The following is a 20,529-nucleotide window of genomic DNA, read 5'->3' on the forward strand; positions in this document are numbered from 1 at the left end:
GGTTCTATTTTAGATCGGATAAGAAAAATAAACTAGGCTACTTACTCGATTTATAACGGATATTTGTACTTTGTTGATCTAATTGACGTAATCGTGCCAATTTTTCTCCAATTTGGATTTCCATTCCTCTTGCCACTGGGAAATAATACTGAGTATCTTTTAACGGTTCAGGGAAATAGTTTTCACCTGCCGCATAAGCATTTTCTTCATTATGCGCATAGCGATATTCTGCTCCATAGCCTAGCGTTTTCATCAAATGGGTGGGCGCGTTGCGTAGATGTTCTGGCACATCATAATCAGGGCTTTCTAAGGCGTGCTTTTTGGCTGCCTTGAAAGCTTGATACACGGCATTACTTTTCGGCGCTACGGCTAAATAGACAATCGCTTGAGCAATGGCTCTTTCACCTTCCGCCGCGCCAACACGCGTGAAGCAATCCCACGCAGCAATTGCCACTTGCATTGCTCGAGGATCAGCATTGCCGATATCTTCAGAGGCAATGGCAAGTAAACGTCTTGCAACATATAGCGGATCGCCACCTGCGGTTAAAATCCGTGCGAACCAATACAACGCCGCATCAGGTGCCGAACCTCGCACAGATTTATGCAATGCCGAAATCAGATCATAGAAACGATCGCCTTGTTTATCAAACCGAGCTTGACGTTCGCCCAACACTTCCGTTAATAAAGTGCGGTGTAAAAATTTGCTATTTTTTTCTTCTTCCGCCATATCCACCATTAATTCAAGGCTATTGAGTGCAAGGCGAGCATCACCATTGACATAATCTGCCAACATTGACAACAAATTTTCTTCTAAGGTTAAATGCAGATTGCCCAGCCCTTTTTCTTTATCCTCAATGGCACGCTGTAAAACCGCTACAATTTCTTGTGAGGTTAATGATTTCAGTACATACACGCGCGCCCTTGAAAGCAAGGCATTATTGAGTTCAAAAGAGGGATTTTCTGTGGTTGCACCAATAAAAATTACCGTACCATCTTCAATGTAAGGCAGAAAAGCATCTTGCTGGCTTTTATTGAAACGATGTACTTCGTCCACAAATAAAATCGTGCGTTGCCCAGCGAGGCGATTTTGTTTCGCCCGTTCAATCGCTTCACGAATTTCCTTCACCCCACCCGTTACCGCAGAAATACGCTCCACTTCCGCATTAATTCGCTGTGCGATAATTTCTGCTAAGGTGGTTTTGCCTGTGCCGGGAGGCCCCCATAAAATCATTGAGTGAATATGCCCTGCTTCAATGGCTTTACGTAATGGCTTACCCGCACCAACTAAGTGGCTTTGTCCGTAATACTCGTCTAAGTGAGTGGGACGCATTCTCGCAGCAAGAGGACGGAAATCATTTTCAGCAAAATCAAAAGCAAGATTCGACATTGGTATATTCTCAGCTAAATAATATTGGGTTTTCAACGAGTTAAAAAAGAATAAGGCTAAATCGAAATTTAGCCTTGAATAAAGTGCGGTTATTTTTTCTTACGTTGATCGTCTAATTCTGCCCCTTTCGGCACAGTAAATTTAAATAAATTATCCGCTAACGGTTGATTGGTGATATTACGCAATAAGTATAAATTGGTTTGCCCATCACGCTCTGTCGTACTGAAATTTTTCAGCACGCCATCAGTATCAATGCGAATAGTGAATTGCTTAATATTGCTTTTCGCTGATTTCGGTTTAAGAGTAAAGGTATCCGCAGATTGCGCCACCGTATATTTTTTCCATTGCGCCTGATCATTGCTAGTAAGCAACACAAATGGCGTATTATTCACTGCGTCAGACACCCAATTTGCAGTAACCTGTTGCACAAAAGGATCGTAGAACCACAGGGTTTTGCCGTCTGATACAATCTGGCTTTCTTGCGGAGATTGATTATCCATTCTAAATAAATTTGGGCGTTTAATACGAAGTTTGCCTTGCCCTTGTTGAATTTCTTTGCCTTTCACATCACTCACTTTCTGTACATAATCGGCACTTAATACATCCACTTTGTTAAGACGCATTTGTAATTCACTCACCGCATCTGCCCAAGCCAATTGGCTTAATCCTAAACACATAAGTGCGGTCATTTTTGCTGCCATTTTTTTCATAAATGTTCCTTACATTCTAAAATAATGGGAAATCATTGTGTTAATCAGACAATCAAATATCCCATTTGTTGCATTTTTTACGTCATTTTCTGAAAGATTAAACTAATAATCTGAGCGACGAGCTAAAATTTCACGTTTTCCATTTTGCAATGGTGATACGATGCCCTGTTCTTCAAGCTGATCCATAATGCGTGCGGCACGGTTAAAGCCGACACGGAAACGACGTTGAATTGATGACGCAGAGGTTGTGCCTGTTTCGATCACAAAATTCATCACTTCATCAAAAAGATCATCAAGATCGCCCTCATCACCACTGCGAGCGACTTCCCCTTCTTCCTCATCAGCACTGTCTAAAATGCCATCAATATAATCAGGTTTGCCCCTTGCTCGCCAATCATCAGCCACTCGAGCCACTTCATCATCACTCATAAAGGCACCGTGTACACGAACTAAATCCGACGACCCTTGCCCTGAATAAAGCATATCTCCTCGACCTAACAGCGTTTCTGCTCCGCCTTGATCAAGAATGGTACGAGAATCAATTTTACTTGCCACGGTAAAGGCAATACGACTTGGAATATTGGCTTTAATTAAGCCCGTAATGACATCCACTGAAGGACGTTGCGTAGCCAAAATTAAATGAATTCCAATAGCACGGGCTTTTTGTGCAAGGCGAGCAATAAGCTCCTCAATTTGTTTTCCTGCTACCATCATAAGATCGGCAAACTCATCCACAATCACCACAATATAGCTGAGTTTTTCTAAGGCTGGCGGCATTGTATCCATCGTATCACCCGGACGCCAAATTGGATTTGGAATAGGCATTCCCATTGCGTTATATTCGTCAATTTTTTCATTATAGCCTTCAATATTACGCACTCGCAAAGCGGATAATAATTGATAGCGACGTTCCATTTCGTCCACGCACCAACGCAATGCATTCGCTGCTTTTTTCATATCGGTAACGACTTCGGTAAGCAAGTGAGGAATGTCATTATAAATAGAAAGCTCCACTACTTTGGGGTCAATCATAATAAATTTTACTTCTTCAGGTTTCACTCTAAAGAGTAAACTTAAAATCATCGTATTCACCCCAACGGATTTCCCTGACCCCGTTGAACCGGCAACCAATAAATGAGGCATTTTTGCTAAATCGACAATCACTGGATTGCCACTGATGTCTTTTCCTAATGCCATTGAAAGCAAGGATTTTGATTCGCGGAAAGCCGGGCTATCTAGCACATCACGCAGTGGCACCATTTGGCGGTGTAAATTCGGGGTTTCAATGCCAATATAAGGCTTACCCGGGATCACTTCAGCAACACGAATTGAGCGAAACATTAACGCACGAGCTAAATCCGTATCAATATTGGTCACTTTTGAGGCCTTTACTCCGGGCTGCAATTCCAATTCATAGCGCGTTACCACGGGGCCTACCAACACATCTTTTACGCTTGCTTTCACATTAAAATTGCGTAATTGTTGTTCAATTCGTTGTGAGGTATCCAAAATTTCCTCACGGGTGATATTTTGCTCTTCCACTTCACGCTTATCTAATAAATCTAAACTTGGCAGTGGTGTGGTCGGTTTTTCCGCTTTTTTCACTTGTTGTTGAAAGGCAGGGTGAATTAATGAATCCCCATAAGGTTTGTAAGCGGGCTGGCTGATCTCTGATTTACTCTCCGTCGGCTGAGTATGCGTTGTTGGTAATTTTTCGGTAAGAATATGCGTTAGGGCTTCCTCTGCATTGATTTCCTTTGCGCGCTGTTCCATCTCCGCTAAACGTTGTTGTTCTTGTTCTGCAAATTGACGTGCCAATTCATTCTCTTGCTCTGCCCAATTTTCTGTTTCTGAATGGTTTTCTGAGGAATAGTCAGGAATGGATACCTTTAATTCAGGTTCTTGCGTTATTGCAGAAAATTCAGTGGAAAAATCCACCGCACTTGGTAAATCAGCCACATTTGGTAAATCTGTCTGCACCGCTGAATTCTTCTGTGCTACAACAGGTTGAACAGGTTCACCCATTGTCTGTTCTGTGCTTACGCCAATTTGTGTAGCTGGGCTTGTTACTGTGCTTGCTTGAGGAAGACGCACATTCGGCAATGGCTCTTCTTGCCCTACATCATAATTGGAAAGGGATTCCATTTGGCGCGGATCAAAAAACTCTTGGTTATTGGAAACGGCTTGGCTTTGATTATGTGCAAGTGGCACTTCTGGCTGAACAAATTCTTGTAAGCCACTAATTTGAATAAAGGTTTGGTTATCTTTATTTTGCTCTTCGCTTGCTTCGCTTTGCTCTGCATTTTCATTTTGTAATGACGAAATTGGCACTGGCTTTTGGATAATAATTTCTTCTAAAGGCTCAGATTCGCTGTTTGCTTGCGGCTCAGTTGGCATTGCCATCGCAGGGGTTTTATCTTCATTCATTGTAAGCCAATAGTAAAATCTGATGAAAAGCTGTATCAGCGCCTTACCAGAACATAAAATAAACCCGGCGATTGCAGACAATAAGGCACATAAAATCACGCCCGCTTTACCCAAAAGAGGATAAAGCGCAACCACTAAGCTTCCACCCAACACCCCACCAGCCAGATAAGCGCTGGTATTAGAGAGCAATAACGTCGCTAATGCAGTTAAGCCACTAAAGAGTAAAACGCCCCCGAAAGTGCGAAGAATGGCTTTAATCCAAGTGATCTGAGTGAATTTTTTCGTTTTGAATAAATAAATAGGCACAAAGCATAAAATAAAAGGAATTAAATTGCCGATATGTCCAAACAAGGTGAAAAATAAGCCGATGAGCCAAGCACCCAACGCCCCTGCTTTATTGAGGGTTTCAGGCTGTGAGGAAGACACCGCCCACGTGTTATCAAAAGGGCTGTAACTTGACCAAGCAATAATCAAATACAAACCAAATAAAGAAATGACACCTAAACACAATTCTGCAATATATTGTTTTGGTGTGAGTTTTGCTGTAATTCGTTTAATCATCTTATTTTAATTGTAAAAAATTGGTCTGTTTCACTTCTTCCATTACCACATAGGTACGGGTATCATTCACGCCGGGCAAACGCAATAAGGTTGTGCCAAGCAATTTGCGGTATGCTGCCATATCCGCTACACGCGTTTTGAGTAAATAGTCAAAGTCCCCCGACACCAAATGGCATTCTTGAATTTCGTCAAGCTGTTGCACTGCTTCATTAAACTCTTCAAACACATCGGGTTTTCCGCGTACGAGGGTAATTTCTACAATCACCAACAAGGGCGAATCCAATAATTCAGGGTTAAGCAACGCACGATACCCCATAATCACGCCTTGTTTTTCTAAGCGTTTTACACGCTCTAAACAAGGGGTTGGCGATAATCCGACTTTCTTAGAAAGGTCAATATTAGAAATTTTGCCATTACGTTGTAATTCGTTAAGAATTTTTATATCAATCGCATCAAGGGCTTTAGGTAATTTTTTTTCCATAAAATTTTCCACCGTAAACGACGGTAAAATACCGCTTAAAATAGAAATAACGACTAATTTTACACTATTCTATAAAATTTTATAGGGAAACTTCAGGCTTTAAAAACGAAAAATCGTTCAAAATCACACCGCACTTTCACATAATGCCCTTATAAAAATAAGGTGAATTGGGTATTCGGCTTTGTTTTAATTGGATCAATAATTCAATCACTGATTGATAACAACTCATACTTACTATGGAAAATCCATTCATTGCGCGTTGGAGTACGCAAGGCAACACCCTTTGTTTAGGGCATTGGGAAATTTTTTATCAAGACAAGCCACTTGAAATCCCAGAACAAAAACGCGAACACGATATGGGAACAAGGGGAATTTATAATTTCATCGATCCCACAGATGAACTTTACTTAGAGGGGCTTGATGAAGATGATTGGATTCTTGCTAATATTGAATGGCTAAGTGATGTGTTTATTGCTGCGGATATTCCATTAGAAGAAAATTATATGCGCTGGTTTTATCAAGCGGTAAATAAAGACGATTGGCGTTGCGGAAGTTGTGGAGGCTGTATTTAGCCTCCCTTGTTGAATTAAAGTTGCTGATATACTTTGATAGCATAAGCATCTGACATTCCCGCGATATAATCACAAATAATCCGTTTTTTCTGATTCGGCGCTGCATTTTTCCAACGCGCTACCGTATTACGGGGTAACAGGCGTTCAGGATCGCTCTCAAAAATTTGAAACATTTCTGTTAGCATCCGCTGCCCTTTATATTCAATGCGTTGCGTATTAACATCACGAATCACATATCGCCACACAAAATCAGTAAACACTTTCAACACGCTAATTACATCTTCTGGCAATTCCGCATTATAACGTAATAATGGGTCATCAAACTCAGGATGAATTTTCCACCGCACATTGGTAATAAAATAATTTACCAATGCCCCAATGGCATTTTTACGTTCATAATGGTGGGCTGAAAACAGTTTTGCACTCAGGCTTTCAATATTCGCCTTAATCCATTGAGAAGGGCTATTTTTAAGCTGCAACAATGCATCTTGCCATTGATGTAAATGAATCACCCCAACCACAATGGCATCTTCCAAATCGTGGACGCCATAAGCAATATCATCCGCCAATTCCATAATGCTACAATCTAAAGATTTATAGCAGGTTTTTAGTGTTTGCTGCGGCATTGTTCTTGGTTTGCTAAATTGCTGAAAAAGCTGGCGATCTTTTTCACTTAATGGTGCTAATAGCCAGTGAAACATTTCAACATCATCGCGAAATATCCCTTTTCCCGGCTTCCAATCCGCAATTTTGGCATATAAGGGATTTTCACTCCCTTGCGGCAAAATTTCGCCATACTGTGGTGAAGAACAATCTAAAATGGCAGGATACTTCACCACACCAAGTAAGGTTCGGCGGGTTAAATTCATTCCTGCATTTGCAGTATAAGGCTCTAACTTGGTTAATAAGCGGAAAGTTTGTGCATTGCCTTCAAAACCACCGTGATCTCGCATCATATAATTTAATGCCACTTCACCACCGTGTCCAAAAGGTGGATGCCCTATATCGTGAGCAAAGCATAGGCTTTCAATCAGATCATTAGAAGGTAATAAAGGCTTTAACTGTTTTTGTAAAAGGCTTTTGTCTATCTTTAATTGCTCGGACAAATGAGCGAATGCTTCGGTAAATTTAAGCTGTGCGACCAAGCTGCTACCAATTTGCGCCACTTCCAAAGAATGGGTTAAACGTGTGCGGTAAAAATCATTTTCACCCACCGCGTGAATTTGCGTTTTGGCTTGTAAGCAGCGAAAGGCTGCACTGTGTAAAATACGTCCACGATCTCGACGAAATGGTGGACGATGATCTTTTTCTCGCGGGTTATCTGGGATATAACGTTCGTGCCAAAGGCTATTCACTACATTTTTCATTCTACACAACCCAAAAATAAATGAATTTGAATACAAAAGGGGCAAAAATGGAACTTAGAATACCACAAAGCACTAAGGCGATTGAGCTATAATTCCCCGCTTTAGGATCGACTTCCATACAGCTCACTGTACCTAAAACGTGCGAAACAGCACCAATGGAAAGCCCAATGGATTCCGCATATTTTATTTTCATTACTTTCAAAATTAAATAACCAAACATTGAGCCTTGTAGTCCTGCAATCAATACGGCTGCCGCGGCAACGGCAGGAATACCACCAATATTTTGTGCGATTTCCATTGCAATGGGCGTGGTAACTGATTTCGGTAAAATGGTCGCGACAATTTCCGGTTCTGCCCCTAATAACAAGGCGAGTAGCGCGCCCACTAGCATAGAGAATAGCGAAGAAAGTGCGGTGATAAATAAGATCGTTTTCCAATATTCTTTAATTTGGCGAAATTGTTCATATAAGGGCAAGGCTAAGGCAACCACACTCACGCCTAATAAATGATTTAGCGGCGCATTACCTGCCATATAATCGGTATAAGGTACATCAAACATAACTACAATACTGATCAACATTGCCACGGTAAGGATAAAACTATTAAAAATAATTGATTTCAAACGCTTACTAATTTGTAATGCAACACTAAACACCACAAGGGTGAGCAAAGTATAGGCGTAAATCATCTACTCTCCTTAGCCCGTTTTTTCAAGACTTTTTTGCGTAATCCAGCAAAAGACTGTTGGGAAAAAAGATAATCCGCCAAAATGCCACTTAGCACTAATGTCAAAATTGTCGCAACCACATTAGGAATTAATAGCACCTTGGCCTGACGGAGTAAAAGATCAGAATATTGAATAATCCCGACACTTACTGGTACAAACAGCACCGCCATATAACGCATTAATAGGCTTGCACCTGCAAAAATCCAATGCACTTTAATCACTTGTAACATTAAGCAGGTGAATAATAAAAGCAATCCCCAAATACTCCCCGGTATGCCAATAGGAATAAAACGAGCGATTTGCTCACCGAGAAAAAGCATTAAAAAAAGAATAGCAAAAGAACGTAATAACTGAAAAATCTTCTGGCTCATACCGCTACAAATTTGTTAATTGATTAAAATCACAATAATTCTACTCTTATTTTATTCGTTTTGTTATGGCTTTTCGTTACAATAAGGAAAATTTCAAAAGTTTTTAAAATCAATGTGATCAGAATGTTAAAAAAGCGTTTCTTGTTCTTTATTATGATACTATTTGGGCTTCCCCAAGCCAATGCGACACGCATCATCCCTTGCCGTGTGGTTGCGATTTCTGATGGCGATACTTTCCGTTGCTTGCTTGAAAATAACAAACAAATCAAAGTCCGTTTAGACAGCATTGATGCCCCAGAAAAGAAACAACCTTTTGGTAATAAATCGCGTCAAGCGTTAGCAAACCTAATTTATAAACAATTTGTTCAGCTTCAAATTACAGGCTATGACCGCTATCAACGTACACTCGCGACGGTGTTCAACCAACAAGGTCAAAATGTAAATCTTATGATGATAAAGCAAGGAATGGCGTGGGTGTATGCTCGTTATGCAAAAGATCAACACTATTTTACCGCCCAACAGCAGGCGCGCTCACAACGCATCGGCTTATGGCAAGATCCACAACCTATTCCACCTGAACAATGGCGAAAAATACAAAGTGAACAGCGTAAACAAAAACGCCAACAAAAAGAGAAAGGATTATTCTATGGCTTTTAATCCCGCAGAATTTAGGAAAAATTTCCCTTATTTTCAACAACCTAACGCAGCCGTTTATTTCGACAGCGCAGCCACTAGCTTAAAACCGCAAGCCTTGATTGATGCGACGGTTGCTTTCTATCAATCCGCCGGCTCGGTACATCGCAGCCAATATGATGAACAACAAACCGCGCGCTATGAACAGGCTCGTTCTAGAGTGAAAAAACTGCTCAATGCGGAAAGTGAACAAAGCATTATTTGGACATCAGGCACCACGCACGCCATTAATTTGGTGGCTAACGGCTTATTACCACAGCTTACGCCACAAAATGAAATTATCATCAGCGAAGCGGAACACCACGCCAATTTTGTTAGCTGGCAACAGTTAAGCCAAAAAACAGGCGCGAAACTAATCGTCCTCCCATTGCGGACTAACGGCGTTATTGATGATCGTGCATTAAAAAGTGCGGTGCAAAAAACCTGCAAAATTGTGGCATTAAATATGATGTCGAATGTAACAGGTGTGGTACAGCCTTTAGCCGATCTCATCCCTATTATTCGCCGCCAAAGTAACGCGTTAATCTTAGCTGATACAGCACAAGCCATTCATCATCTCCCGATTGATTTACAACAGCTTGATGTGGATTTTCTCACCTTCTCAGCACATAAAATCTATGGCCCCACAGGGCTTGGCGTTTTAGCCGGAAAATTGACCGCACTTAACCGACTTCAGCCTTTGCTATTCGGTGGAAAAATGGTTCAGAACGTCAGCCCACAGCATACCGAATTTGCTGAACTACCTTATAAACTAGAGGCTGGCACGCCCAATATTGCTGGGGTAATCGGCTTTAATGCGGTGCTAGAATGGCTAGAAAAATGGGATAAAAATGCCGCACATCAGTATGTGGCTCAATTAAGTAAAAAAATCATCGCTCGCTTGCAACAATATCCCACTTGTCAGCTTTTTGCTTATCACGATCACAGCCCAATTATTAGCTTTTTATTTAAGCATATTGATCTTTCTGATCTCGCTACCCTTTTAGCCGAACAAAATATTGCCTTACGCGCAGGCGAACACTGCGCACAACCTTATTTGGCAAGGCTTGGACAACGTGGTACATTACGCCTTTCTCTTGCCCCTTATAATAATGAGCAAGATATTGAACACTTTTTTAACGCCTTGAATAAGGCTTTAGCACTGTTAGATTAATGCAATGAGAACAAAAATAAAAAACGCCCAAAACTGGGAAGATCGCTATCGTTTCATCATTCAAAGCGGAAAAATGCTCTCTCGCCCAGATGAACAAACCCTTGCTCAAATGCAACCTATTTCTGGCTGTGAAGCCAAGGTTTGGTTCAAATTTGAAGAAAAAAACGACCGCACTTTTCTATTTAATGCCTTCAGCGAAGCACGCATTATTAACGGCTTGCTTTGGCTGATTTTGCAAGAAATTAACGGCAAAACAGCAGTACAATTACAATCTTTTGATTTAACCGCTTATTTTGATGAACTTGGGATCGCACAACGATTGAGCCACTCTCGCTTAAATGGTTTAAAACAAATTGAACAAATTGTGCGAAATTTAGCAACTTGTACAAATTAAATCTGTCGAAAATAAAAAACTTGCTATAATCGCCACAAGCAATTTATCAGGAAAAAGAATGAAAAAGAAACTTGTCGCATTTTTAATTTCTACCTTATTTTCCAGCGCCCTTTGGGCAGATTGGAAAATGGTGGGCAATGCTGATTATAACTGGGGGCCGTTTCAAATTTACACCTTAAGCCTCTATTCTGAAACAGGTCATTATCAAGAAAATCAACGCCCGTTAATGCTCTCGTTCAATTTTGATAAACCCGTGGAAGGCAAAAGTTTCGCCATTAGTTTAATCAAAGAAATCAATGCCCTCAAGATAGAAGGGGATACGGATAATTGGCTCGCGGAATTGCAAAAAATCTTTCCCGATTTCTCCCCTAATGATGTATTAAGCTACATTGCCTTGCCAAACAAGGGCTATTTTATTTTAAACGACACCGTGCTAGACAAAGAATTTGGTGATGCCTTTAACCGTGCTTTTATCACCAGCGCTTTATCACCAAAAGGCAGTTACAGCAAAATTTTACCACAGCTAATCGGCAAGGAAAAAAGTACTCACAGTAAAGAAGAACCTTTACTTAATACCCCAGATGTCGAAAAAATTGATGAAGATGAATTAAAACCCCAACTTCCTCCACAATTTGAATTTCAACAACAAACACAGGAAGACAGTTAGATAACAAATAAAATCGGGCGGATTCCAACCCGCCCGATTTTTTATCCTGCTTTAAAGGCTTTAATTTGTTGTAAATGTTGCGAAATTTTTTTGAATTTATGCCCTTCGTTTTTATCCCAAACTATTTCATAAAAAGGGGAAAGGGTTTCCGCGCTACGCTGCGCATCTAGCACATCATCTTTCGTAGCAAGAAATACTAAGCATTTTCCTTTATTTTTTAAACGGAAATTTTCAACGCATTTTGTTGCAATATCTTGATATTCTTCGGGGCGATCAATTCTGCCTTGCATATTTTCATAGGGAAACAAATTTGGATTAAAGATTGCCTGCTTAATACCACATAAAAAGCCTATACGTTCCGCCCAATAGCCACCAAGACCAACACCGCAAATGAGTGGGGTTTTATCATTGCTTTCTGACACGAATTTATGCACTTCATTGAGTAAAAATTGCATATCATAACGCGGGTGTAAGGTGCTGTAATTGATAAAGCGAACATCGTCATCAATAAATTTTAACTGCATTATTTTTTCGTGATTACCCGGGCTATTAGAGTCAAAACCGTGCAAATAAATAATCATAAAAACCTCACCTAGTTAAATTGGGCGGATGCCGTTAGAAACCGCAAGAATTGCGAGAAAACGGCTTTATTAAAACAAAAAATACGCGATTTTTCTACCGCACTTGCTATTTATTCATTATTTTTTGATCTGGCTTGGCTTTTTCGCTCCAAATGCAAAATCATTTGCAATGCAATATCCAAACCGCTGGTTTTTTCGATCATTTCTAAGCCCGGGCTAGCATTAACCTCTAACACTAACAAACCTTGCTGTGAGCGAATTAAATCCACTCCAGCCACATCTAAGCCTAAAGCTTGGGTAGCTGACAGGGCAATCTGTTTTTCTTGCTCACTTAGCCACACTTGTTCACCTGTTCCTCCACGGTGGATATTCGCGCGAAACTCGCCTGCTTGCCCTTTACGCTCCATTGTCGCAATCACCTTACCCCCAACCACAAAACAACGTACATCACCACCTTGTGCCTCGCGAATAAATTGCTGCATTAAGACGGGAACGCCAGAGTGATTAAGCGTTTCTACAATACTGCTGGCACTACTTTGGCTTTCCGCTAAAATCACACCAATGCCTTGTGATCCACTTAAGGTTTTCAAAATCGTTGGTGAGCCGATAAGTTCAAGGCTTTGTTTAGCCTGCGTTTCATTACCCGCCAGCAAAGAAGGCGGAACAGCAATACCTTGCTGGACTAAAATTTGCAAGCTCCGCCACTTTTCTCTCGCGTTTAAAAAAGGCTCAACATCATTTAAACAGGCGACACCTTTTGCCTGAAAATGTTGCAACACCGCACAGCCCATCTGCGTGCTAGTCGCCCCAAATCGCGGCAACACCCCATCATAATCGGGTAATAAATAAGGTTCTGTGTCGCGATTTGGCTGATAATACAATTCAAAGTGCGGTGTATTTTCGCTAAGTTTTAGCACAAAACGGTTTGGATCAAGAATATCTATTTGATGTCCACAACTTTCAGCCGCCTCTTTCAAACGCTGACAGCTATAAAGACGAGGCTCACGGCATAACATTAATAAGTTCATTTTTCCCTACTTTTACAAGATAGACGTTATCAGAGTGCAATGTTGATATATTACACCAATTACAACAATGCCAAAAAACTCCTTTATTCTTTTTGCCATAATCAGTACAATTTACACAATTTTTTATCTTGCTAAGCATTTTGTCTCTATTGAATTTTTATCTAGCCAATATGCTTAGCCTCAACAGAAGGAAATCATTATGTTCGTTGTTATTTTTGGTCGCCCCGGTTGCCCTTATTGCGTACGTGCAAAAGAGCTTGCTGACAAATTAAAAGAAACCTTAAGCGATTTTGACTATCGTTATGTGGATATTATCGCAGAAGGTATCAGCAAAGCTGATTTATCTGCTTCCGTAGGTAAACCGGTCGAAACCGTACCACAAATTTTCATTGATGAAAAACCAATAGGAGGTTACACCGATTTTGCGGCATTAATGAAAGAACAATTCAACGTAGTAAACTAATTGCTAAAAAACAAAGTGCGGTGAAATTTCACCGCATTTTTTATCTCAGCAAAATTTCCCTTGCATATTTTCAAAAATGAATATAAATTCAAGATAAATGAATAATTATAAAAGGAAGTTATGCGTAGCACCGAACTTGTACAGTGGTTTCGACAATCCACGCCCTATGTAAATATGCACAGAGGCAAAACCTTTGTGATTATGCTTGATGGCGACACCATTGCCAGCCCAAATTTCATCAATATTATCAATGACATTAGCCTACTCCACAGCCTTGGCATTAAATTAGCTATTGTGTTTGGCGCAAGGTTGCAAATTAATTATCTCCTTGAACAACAAGGCATTACACCAACGTACCATAAAAATATTCGCATTACCGATCCCCATAGTCTTGACGTAGTGAAACAGGCAGTAGGTAAATTAAATTATGATATTGCCGCCCGTCTTTCCTTACGCTTACCTCATTCAGCGGTGATCAATGTCGTGAGTAGCAATGTTATTTTGGCACAACCGATTGGCGTAGATGAGGGGGTTGATTATCAACTCAGTGGAAAAATTCGTCGTATTGATAGTGAAAAAATTCAGCAACAACTCGATCAGGGATCCATTGTGCTACTCGGTCCCATCGCCCCTTCTGTAACAGGGGAAACCTTTAATTTACCTTTTGAAGAAATCGCAACACAAGTGGCAATCAAACTTAAAGCAGAAAAACTGATCGCGTTTTCTAATACACAAGGTATTTTAAATGATCAGCAAGAAACCATTGCCGATTTGTTACCCCAAGAGGCAGAAAAATATTTAACTCAATTGATTTCCCAAAATCAATATCACAGCTCGCAAGCCCGCTTCTTGCAGGCGGCGATTGAGGTTTGTCGTGCGGGGGTAAAACGTTCTCATTTATTAAGTTATGAAGAAGATGGTTCATTGCTACAAGAACTGTTTACTCGAGATGGTGTGGGAACGCAGCTTTCAATGGAAAATTCAGAACATATTCGCCTTGCCAACGTGGCGGATATTCCCGCATTATTGGAGCTTATCCACCCATTGGAACAGCAAGGCATCTTGGTTAAACGTTCTCGTGAGCAACTTGAAATGGAGATTGCAAATTACACCATTATTGATCGTGATGGTGTAATCATTGCTTGTGCAGCACTTAATATTTATCCACAGGAAAAAATGGCAGAAATGGCGTGCGTTGCGGTTCACCCTGATTATCGTAATTCTTCTCGCGGCGATATTTTATTAGAAGCCATTCAAAAACGAGCAAAAGAACAGCAAATTGAGAAATTATTTGTCCTCACCACGCGTACAGTACATTGGTTTCAAGAACGAGGATTTTACTTAGCTCAGGTAGAAGATCTGCCCGTAGAAAAAAGAGAAAAATACAATTATCAGCGTCGTTCCAAGATTTTGATTCAACATTTAGAGGCATAACATCACAACAAAGGGGCAACATTTGCCCCTTATTTTTGCACTTTATTTTATGCCTAAACAAAGGTATTTTAGCTCTAAAAATTCATCTATACCATAACGAGAACCTTCTCGCCCAATACCTGATTCTTTCACTCCACCAAATGGGGCAAATTCATTCGTAACCAATCCTTCATTAATGCCCACGATACCATATTCTAAGGCTTCTGAGACTCGCCAAATACGATGAATATTTTGTGTGAAAAAGTAAGCTGCTAGCCCAAATTCGGTATCATTTGCCATTGCGATGCCCTCTTCTTCCGTGTCAAACTTAAAAATTGGTGCTAAAGGAGCAAAGGTTTCTTCTTTAGCAACTAACATTGTCTGGTCAACGTCTTTTAAAACAGTGGGTTGAAAAAATGTGCCACCAAGATTGGCAGGTTTACCGCCAAGTACAAGTTTCGCCCCTTTTTGTAACGCATCATCAATGTGACGCTGTACTTTATCCACAGCACTTTGGCGGATTAATGGCCCCATTGTTACATTAGGTTCATTGGCTTTACCCAAGGTAATTTGTTGTACTTTTTCGCTGAATTTTTGCAAAAATGCCGCATAAATTCCCGATTGTACATAAATGCGATTCGTACAAATACAAGTTTGCCCTGCATTACGGAATTTAGACGCAAACACACCTTCCACGGCAGTGTCTAAATCCGCATCATCAAATACCAAAGCTGGGGCATTGCCTCCCAGTTCTAAGGATAATTTTTTCACCGTACTCGCCGATTGTGCCATTAATAGTTTGCCCACCTTGGTTGAACCGGTGAACGTTAATTTGCGAATAATTGGGCTTGCTGTAAGCACTTTTCCAACTTCTACGGCTTGGGTGGTAGGAATGACATTCAACAAACCTTTTGGCAACCCCGCTTGGCTGGCTAATTCCGCGAGGGCTAAGGCAGATAATGGGGTTTCAGGTGCAGGTTTTAGCACCACGGCACAGCCAGCCGCCAAAGCAGGTGCAGCTTTTCTGGTAATCATAGCATTAGGAAAATTCCAAGGGGTAATGGCAGCCACCACACCAATAGGCTGTTTTATTGCCATTAAACGATGATGACCTTTATCTGACGGCAACATATCCCCTTGAATTCGCTTTGCTTCTTCGGCAAACCATTGGATAAAACTTGCCCCATAAAGCACTTCACCACGACTTTCAGCAATCGGTTTTCCTTGTTCTAAACTAATGAGTTGTGCAAGCGCTTCTTGATGTTGCAACACCAAATCATACCAATGGGTTAAAATCTTCGCTCGCTCTTTCGGCAATGTCTGTTTCCACTGTTTCTGTGCTTGTTCCGCGGCTAAAATGGCACGTTCTGTTTCTACTACACCTAAATCGGCCACTTGGCAAATTTCTTGTTGTGTTGCAGGGTTTAGCACCGCAAAAGTTTGCCCATTTGCACTTTCGACATATTCACCATTAATATAGCCTTTTGTTTTGATTAATGAAAATGTTTGCATTTTGTCTCTCTCTTTTTGAAAAACGATGCTTAAAAGATACTCGCGCAATTAAAAGCTTGTCTAGTCTTTTTTTATGTTTTCCTCGCAATTAGCCATTTTGAATGCTGGCATTTTGTTAGCTAGATCGCAAAATTGAGATTTATTTTGTAAAAATATTTTTTCTTATGTAAATTTATTTGCCAATTGCTCAAAGTTCTGATATTTATACCGCTCTTTAAAAAGAGCCTAATTTTGAGATGGAAATAGGCTCTCCTCAAAAAGTCTTAACTTAACGCGAAAGTGCGGTCAAAAATATAGCTGAATTTTGCTATTCCTATGGTGATAATGAGGTCAGTTATACTAAGTTAAAATGGATGAATTACTATTAGGAGATACCAATGACTCAATCCTCTTTAAGTTTATTAGCGTTAGCCGGAGTGGAGCCTTATCAACCAAAAGAAGGTGAAGAATATATGAATGATGATCAAATTCTTCACTTTAGAAAAATCCTTGAAGCGTGGCACGCACAAATTCAAGAAGAAACCTCACGCACTGTGGCTTATATGCAAGATGAAGCATCAAACTTCCCTGATCCCGCAGATCGCGCCACGCAGGAAGAGGAATTTAGCTTAGAATTACGCAATCGCGATCGTGAACGTAAATTAATGAAAAAAATTGAACATACACTGAAAAAAATCGACAGTGGCGATTTCGGCTATTGTGATTCCTGCGGTATTGAAATTGGTATTCGCCGCTTAGAAGCTCGCCCAACCGCCGATCTTTGCATTGATTGTAAAACCTTATCTGAAATTCGTGAGAAACAGATGATCGGCTAATGCGCCGACATAAAGAGGTTTATTAAGTTACAAAGTGCGGTAATTTTTCACCGCACTTTTGATTAATGTCATTTCGCTTTTTAAGCAAGGGGTTCGCTATTTTAACCTTAATTAAAAATCTGTTTAAAAAGAAAACAGATAACGCAACACAAGAAACGAGCTCGAAAAAAATTTCCCATAAACGAGCAAATAAAAAACAGATTAAAGCCAGCCCTAGCAAAGCTAGACCTGCTGTGGCTTTAGTAGAAAATGCCACGTCACGAGAAAAAAAACCACAAGGCAAAACAGCTCATCGCTCTCAGAAACATATTATTAATGCGTCACAATATGGTATTCAACCGAGAATGATCAGTAAAAATGCACTTACGGTGGTGCAAAAATTACAACGTCACGGTTATGAAGCCTATGTGGTAGGCGGCTGTTTGCGAGATTTGTTACTGGATAAAAAACCCAAAGATTTTGATGTGGCAACCAATGCCCGTCCAGAACAAATTCAAGCCATTTTTCAACGCCAATGCCGTTTGATCGGTCGCCGTTTTCGCTTGGCACACGTGATGTTTGGACGTGATATTATCGAAGTCGCCACTTTCCGTGCTAGCCATTCTGAACATAATAACGAACGCCAATCTAAGCAAAGCGATGAAGGAATGTTACTGCGTGATAATGTGTACGGCACGCTAGAACAAGATGCGGAACGCCGTGATTTCAGCGTAAATGCCCTTTATTATAATCCGCAAGATAACACGCTGCGTGATTTCTACAACGGCATTGAAGATATTAAAGCGGGCAAATTACGTTTAATTGGTGATCCCGTCATTCGCTATCAAGAAGATCCTGTGCGTATGTTGCGTGCCATTCGCTTTATAGCAAAATTGGATATGTTTTTAGAAAAGCCGACAGAAGCGCCAATCAAACAAATGGCACACCTATTACGCAATATTCCGCCAGCTCGCTTATACGATGAGGCACAAAAACTCTTACAAACAGGTAATGGCGTAAAAACCTATCATCTACTGCGCCAATACACCTTGTTTGATCAGCTTTTCCCAACGCTAATGCCTTATTTCACTGAAAAGCAAGATAGCTTTGCAGAGCGAATGATTTTGACTGCGCTCACCTCTACCGATGAACGCATTGCCGATAAATTACGCATTAACCCCGCCTTTTTATTTGCCTGCTTTTTCTGGTATCCATTAAGAGAAAAAGTGGAAATGCTGAAAAATGAAGGTGGCTTAAATAACCACGATGCCTACGCCTTAGCCAGCAACGACATTCTTGATCAGCTTTGCACAAGCCTTGCTGCACCGCGCCGCCATACTGGGGTGATTCGTGATATTTGGTTCTTACAATTACAATTGCTCAAACGTAATGGTAACGCCCCAATACGTGTAATGGCGCACCCTAAATTCCGCGCAGCCTTTGATTTGCTCGCAATGCGCGCACAAGTGGAAGGGGGGGAATCCATTGAATTGGCAACTTGGTGGCACGAATATCAATTTAGTAATGACGCACAACGTAACGAGTTGCTGAAAGCGCATCAAAAACGTCATCCAATCGCAAAGAAAAAACGTTATCGTCCAAGAAGACGTAAAACCCAGAAAGAGCAAGTTATATAATGAAACAGGTTTATATCGCTTTAGGCAGTAATTTAGCTACCCCAGTGCAACAATTAGAAAACGCACTGCACGCGTTAGGGCAACTGCCTCACTCACAATTAATGCGCGTCAGCCATTTTTATCAAAGCAAGCCTTTAGGGCCACAAGATCAACCTGATTATGTCAATGCGGTAGCCTGCCTAGCCACTGCATTATCCCCATTAGCATTACTTGATGAGCTGCAACGTATTGAGCAAGAACAAGGGCGTGTCCGTTTACGCCGTTGGGGTGAACGCACCTTAGATTTAGATATTCTGCTTTACGGAGACGACATCATTCAATCTGAACGCTTAACGATCCCACATTATGATATGCAGAATCGCGAATTTGTTATCGTGCCATTGTATGATATTGCCCCTAATTTAATCTTGCCTGATGGTAAAAAAATCGTAGATCTCGTACAAGGTTTCAGTAATCACGAAATGAAAATACGGCAAAAAAGCACCGCACTTTAAAAAGAGCGCCTTCTCTGCATAGGATTGAATAATGGCAAAAAAACTCACGATTAAAGATATTGCTGCCTTAGCTGGCGTAGGAAAATCAACAGTTTCTCGCGTATTAAACCAAGATAGCAACGTGAGTAAGGAAACACGCGAGAAAATTCAAGCGATTATTCAAGCACATAACTTTACCCCTTCGCAATCTGCACGGGCGATGCGTGGGCAAGGCAACCCAATGATCGGCATTATTGTCACGCGTTTAACGTCTAATGCGGAAAACCAAGCCCTTTCCGCAATGCTCCCTCTACTCTACGCGGCGAACTGTGAACCCATTATTGTAGAAAGCCAAATGGAAATGCACCGTTTGCAGGAACATCTCAACTTCTTTCAACAACGCCGTGTTGATGGTGTCATTTTGTTTGCGTTTTCAGGTTTAGAAGAACAAGATCTGCAAGGTTGGGAAAAAAAATTAGTGGTTATTGCACGCCATTATGTGCAATTTTCTTGTGTGTACTATGATGAACAACGTGCCGTAACCCTGTTACTTGAAACCTTGCATCAACAAGGTCATCAAAAAATCGCTTATCTTGGTGTACAAGAAAGCGATATGACGACAGGTTACTTGCGCCATCAAGCCTATCTTCGCTTTTGTCAAGCTCATCAGCTTTCACCTTATGCCGTGCTAGGTGAGTTAAGCTATGACAGTGCTTATCAATTAGCAAGTGCGGTGGATTTTTCGCAAATTTCTGCCATTGTCTGTGCCACCGACACCTTGGCAATCGGAGTAGTCAAATGGTTGCAAGAACACCAAATTACTCACATTCGCGTAGCTGGCATCGGTAACAATCCGCTATTACGATTTCTCTTCCCTCAAACTTTGAGTGTCGATCTCGGCTTTACTACTGCCGGTAAACAAGCAGTCAAACAACTCTTTCATTTACTGAAACACAAAGAAATTAAGGCGAATTGCATTGATTGTGGGTTGGTTTAGATCTTTTTACGCTATTTGCCATATCTCATTTTTCCGTAAAATAATGTCTTTTTATTACAATGAAATACAGACGATCAAGATGAACAATAGCCAAATTGATACGAAAGAAAAGGTTAAAACA

At 40.8% G+C, this 20,529-nt stretch carries 21 protein-coding genes; 11 read left to right on the top strand and 10 right to left on the bottom strand.

All coding sequences use genetic code 11. From position 1 onward, the window contains the following. Positions 1-37 precede the first annotated feature (37 nt). The 4 genes from L5B90_RS02075 to lrp all read right to left on the bottom strand — a co-directional run bounded on the left by L5B90_RS02075 (position 38) and on the right by lrp (position 5,566). Positions 38-1,387 (bottom strand): replication-associated recombination protein A, encoded by a 1,350-nt coding sequence (locus tag L5B90_RS02075; protein WP_265762017.1) that lies wholly within the window; start codon positions 1,385-1,387, stop codon positions 38-40. 89 nt (positions 1,388-1,476) lie between these two features. After that, positions 1,477-2,097 carry an outer membrane lipoprotein chaperone LolA gene (gene lolA, locus L5B90_RS02080; protein WP_265762018.1) on the bottom strand — a complete coding sequence of 207 codons (621 nt, stop codon included), beginning with the start codon at positions 2,095-2,097 and terminating at the stop codon, positions 1,477-1,479. Positions 2,098-2,199: 102 nt separating this feature from the next. After that, the gene (locus L5B90_RS02085) at positions 2,200-5,085 is read right to left on the bottom strand and encodes a DNA translocase FtsK (RefSeq protein WP_265762019.1); all 2,886 of its coding nucleotides are present in this window, start codon (positions 5,083-5,085) and stop codon (positions 2,200-2,202) included. 1 nt (position 5,086) lies between these two features. Further along, positions 5,087-5,566, bottom strand: a complete 480-nt coding sequence (gene lrp / locus L5B90_RS02090; RefSeq protein ID WP_103852795.1) for a leucine-responsive transcriptional regulator Lrp — start codon at positions 5,564-5,566, stop codon at positions 5,087-5,089. Positions 5,567-5,802: 236 nt separating this feature from the next. Here lrp and L5B90_RS02095 point away from each other — a divergent pair, with 236 nt between their 5' ends. Further along, entirely contained in the window at positions 5,803-6,138 is a 336-nt protein-coding gene (locus L5B90_RS02095) for a hypothetical protein (RefSeq protein ID WP_250350402.1), read from the top strand. Positions 6,139-6,152: 14 nt separating this feature from the next. On the opposite strand, the gene L5B90_RS02100 is transcribed toward L5B90_RS02095, so the two are convergent. Genes L5B90_RS02100 through L5B90_RS02110 form a run of 3 tightly spaced genes read right to left on the bottom strand, consistent with a single transcriptional unit; the run spans position 6,153 to position 8,603 of the window. Then, positions 6,153-7,505, bottom strand: a complete 1,353-nt coding sequence (locus L5B90_RS02100; protein WP_265762020.1) for an anti-phage deoxyguanosine triphosphatase — start codon at positions 7,503-7,505, stop codon at positions 6,153-6,155. Between the two features lies 1 nt (position 7,506). Next, the gene (locus L5B90_RS02105) at positions 7,507-8,193 is read right to left on the bottom strand and encodes a CidB/LrgB family autolysis modulator (protein ID WP_250350404.1); all 687 of its coding nucleotides are present in this window, start codon (positions 8,191-8,193) and stop codon (positions 7,507-7,509) included. Continuing rightward, entirely contained in the window at positions 8,190-8,603 is a 414-nt protein-coding gene (locus L5B90_RS02110) for a CidA/LrgA family protein (RefSeq protein WP_265762021.1), read from the bottom strand. The genes L5B90_RS02105 and L5B90_RS02110 overlap by 4 nt, the downstream gene beginning before the upstream one ends. A gap of 123 nt (positions 8,604-8,726) precedes the next feature. Here L5B90_RS02110 and L5B90_RS02115 point away from each other — a divergent pair, with 123 nt between their 5' ends. Genes L5B90_RS02115 through L5B90_RS02130 form a run of 4 tightly spaced genes read left to right on the top strand, consistent with a single transcriptional unit; the run spans position 8,727 to position 11,510 of the window. Next, positions 8,727-9,260 carry a thermonuclease family protein gene (locus tag L5B90_RS02115; protein WP_265762022.1) on the top strand — a complete coding sequence of 178 codons (534 nt, stop codon included), beginning with the start codon at positions 8,727-8,729 and terminating at the stop codon, positions 9,258-9,260. Continuing rightward, complete coding sequence (locus tag L5B90_RS02120; RefSeq protein WP_265762023.1) at positions 9,250-10,449, top strand: aminotransferase class V-fold PLP-dependent enzyme; 1,200 nt, start codon at positions 9,250-9,252, stop codon at positions 10,447-10,449. The genes L5B90_RS02115 and L5B90_RS02120 overlap by 11 nt, the downstream gene beginning before the upstream one ends. Positions 10,450-10,453: 4 nt before the next feature. Continuing rightward, positions 10,454-10,843 carry a SufE family protein gene (locus L5B90_RS02125; RefSeq protein ID WP_265762024.1) on the top strand — a complete coding sequence of 130 codons (390 nt, stop codon included), beginning with the start codon at positions 10,454-10,456 and terminating at the stop codon, positions 10,841-10,843. A 58-nt stretch (positions 10,844-10,901) separates the two neighbouring features. Further along, positions 10,902-11,510, top strand: coding sequence for a hypothetical protein (locus tag L5B90_RS02130; RefSeq protein WP_265762025.1), 609 nt, complete (start codon positions 10,902-10,904; stop codon positions 11,508-11,510). 41 nt (positions 11,511-11,551) lie between these two features. Here the strand turns inward: L5B90_RS02130 and ycfP are convergent, their stop codons facing one another. Together ycfP and L5B90_RS02140 are read right to left on the bottom strand one after the other, a co-directional pair. Next, entirely contained in the window at positions 11,552-12,091 is a 540-nt protein-coding gene (gene ycfP, locus L5B90_RS02135; protein ID WP_265762026.1) for an alpha/beta hydrolase YcfP, read from the bottom strand. Positions 12,092-12,201: 110 nt separating this feature from the next. Beyond that, the gene (locus L5B90_RS02140) at positions 12,202-13,119 is read right to left on the bottom strand and encodes an ATP-grasp domain-containing protein (RefSeq protein WP_250364476.1); all 918 of its coding nucleotides are present in this window, start codon (positions 13,117-13,119) and stop codon (positions 12,202-12,204) included. Positions 13,120-13,318: 199 nt separating this feature from the next. Between L5B90_RS02140 and L5B90_RS02145 the strand changes: the two genes are divergently transcribed. Together L5B90_RS02145 and argA are read left to right on the top strand one after the other, a co-directional pair. Continuing rightward, positions 13,319-13,582, top strand: coding sequence for a GrxA family glutaredoxin (locus L5B90_RS02145; RefSeq protein WP_250364475.1), 264 nt, complete (start codon positions 13,319-13,321; stop codon positions 13,580-13,582). 120 nt (positions 13,583-13,702) lie between these two features. After that, entirely contained in the window at positions 13,703-15,016 is a 1,314-nt protein-coding gene (gene argA / locus L5B90_RS02150) for an amino-acid N-acetyltransferase (protein ID WP_250364474.1), read from the top strand. Positions 15,017-15,058: 42 nt separating this feature from the next. Here the strand turns inward: argA and L5B90_RS02155 are convergent, their stop codons facing one another. Then, positions 15,059-16,507, bottom strand: coding sequence for an NAD-dependent succinate-semialdehyde dehydrogenase (locus L5B90_RS02155; RefSeq protein ID WP_250364473.1), 1,449 nt, complete (start codon positions 16,505-16,507; stop codon positions 15,059-15,061). 377 nt (positions 16,508-16,884) lie between these two features. On the opposite strand from L5B90_RS02155, the gene dksA reads away from it, so the two are divergent. The 4 genes from dksA (at position 16,885) to treR (ending at position 20,408) form a co-directional block, all read left to right on the top strand. Beyond that, positions 16,885-17,322: an RNA polymerase-binding protein DksA gene (gene dksA, locus L5B90_RS02160; RefSeq protein ID WP_250350415.1), complete on the top strand. Its 438-nt coding sequence runs from the start codon at positions 16,885-16,887 to the stop codon at positions 17,320-17,322. 119 nt (positions 17,323-17,441) lie between these two features. Continuing rightward, the gene (gene pcnB, locus L5B90_RS02165) at positions 17,442-18,938 is read left to right on the top strand and encodes a polynucleotide adenylyltransferase PcnB (protein ID WP_442778767.1); all 1,497 of its coding nucleotides are present in this window, start codon (positions 17,442-17,444) and stop codon (positions 18,936-18,938) included. Further along, positions 18,938-19,432 (top strand): 2-amino-4-hydroxy-6-hydroxymethyldihydropteridine diphosphokinase, encoded by a 495-nt coding sequence (gene folK / locus L5B90_RS02170; protein ID WP_250364471.1) that lies wholly within the window; start codon positions 18,938-18,940, stop codon positions 19,430-19,432. Before pcnB ends, folK begins: the two co-directional genes overlap by 1 nt. Positions 19,433-19,463: 31 nt before the next feature. Next, positions 19,464-20,408 (top strand): trehalose operon repressor TreR, encoded by a 945-nt coding sequence (gene treR, locus L5B90_RS02175; protein ID WP_250364470.1) that lies wholly within the window; start codon positions 19,464-19,466, stop codon positions 20,406-20,408. Positions 20,409-20,529 lie beyond the last annotated feature (121 nt).

Source organism: Avibacterium sp. 20-129 (genome assembly GCF_026226845.1).
Taxonomy (GTDB): domain Bacteria; phylum Pseudomonadota; class Gammaproteobacteria; order Enterobacterales; family Pasteurellaceae; genus Avibacterium.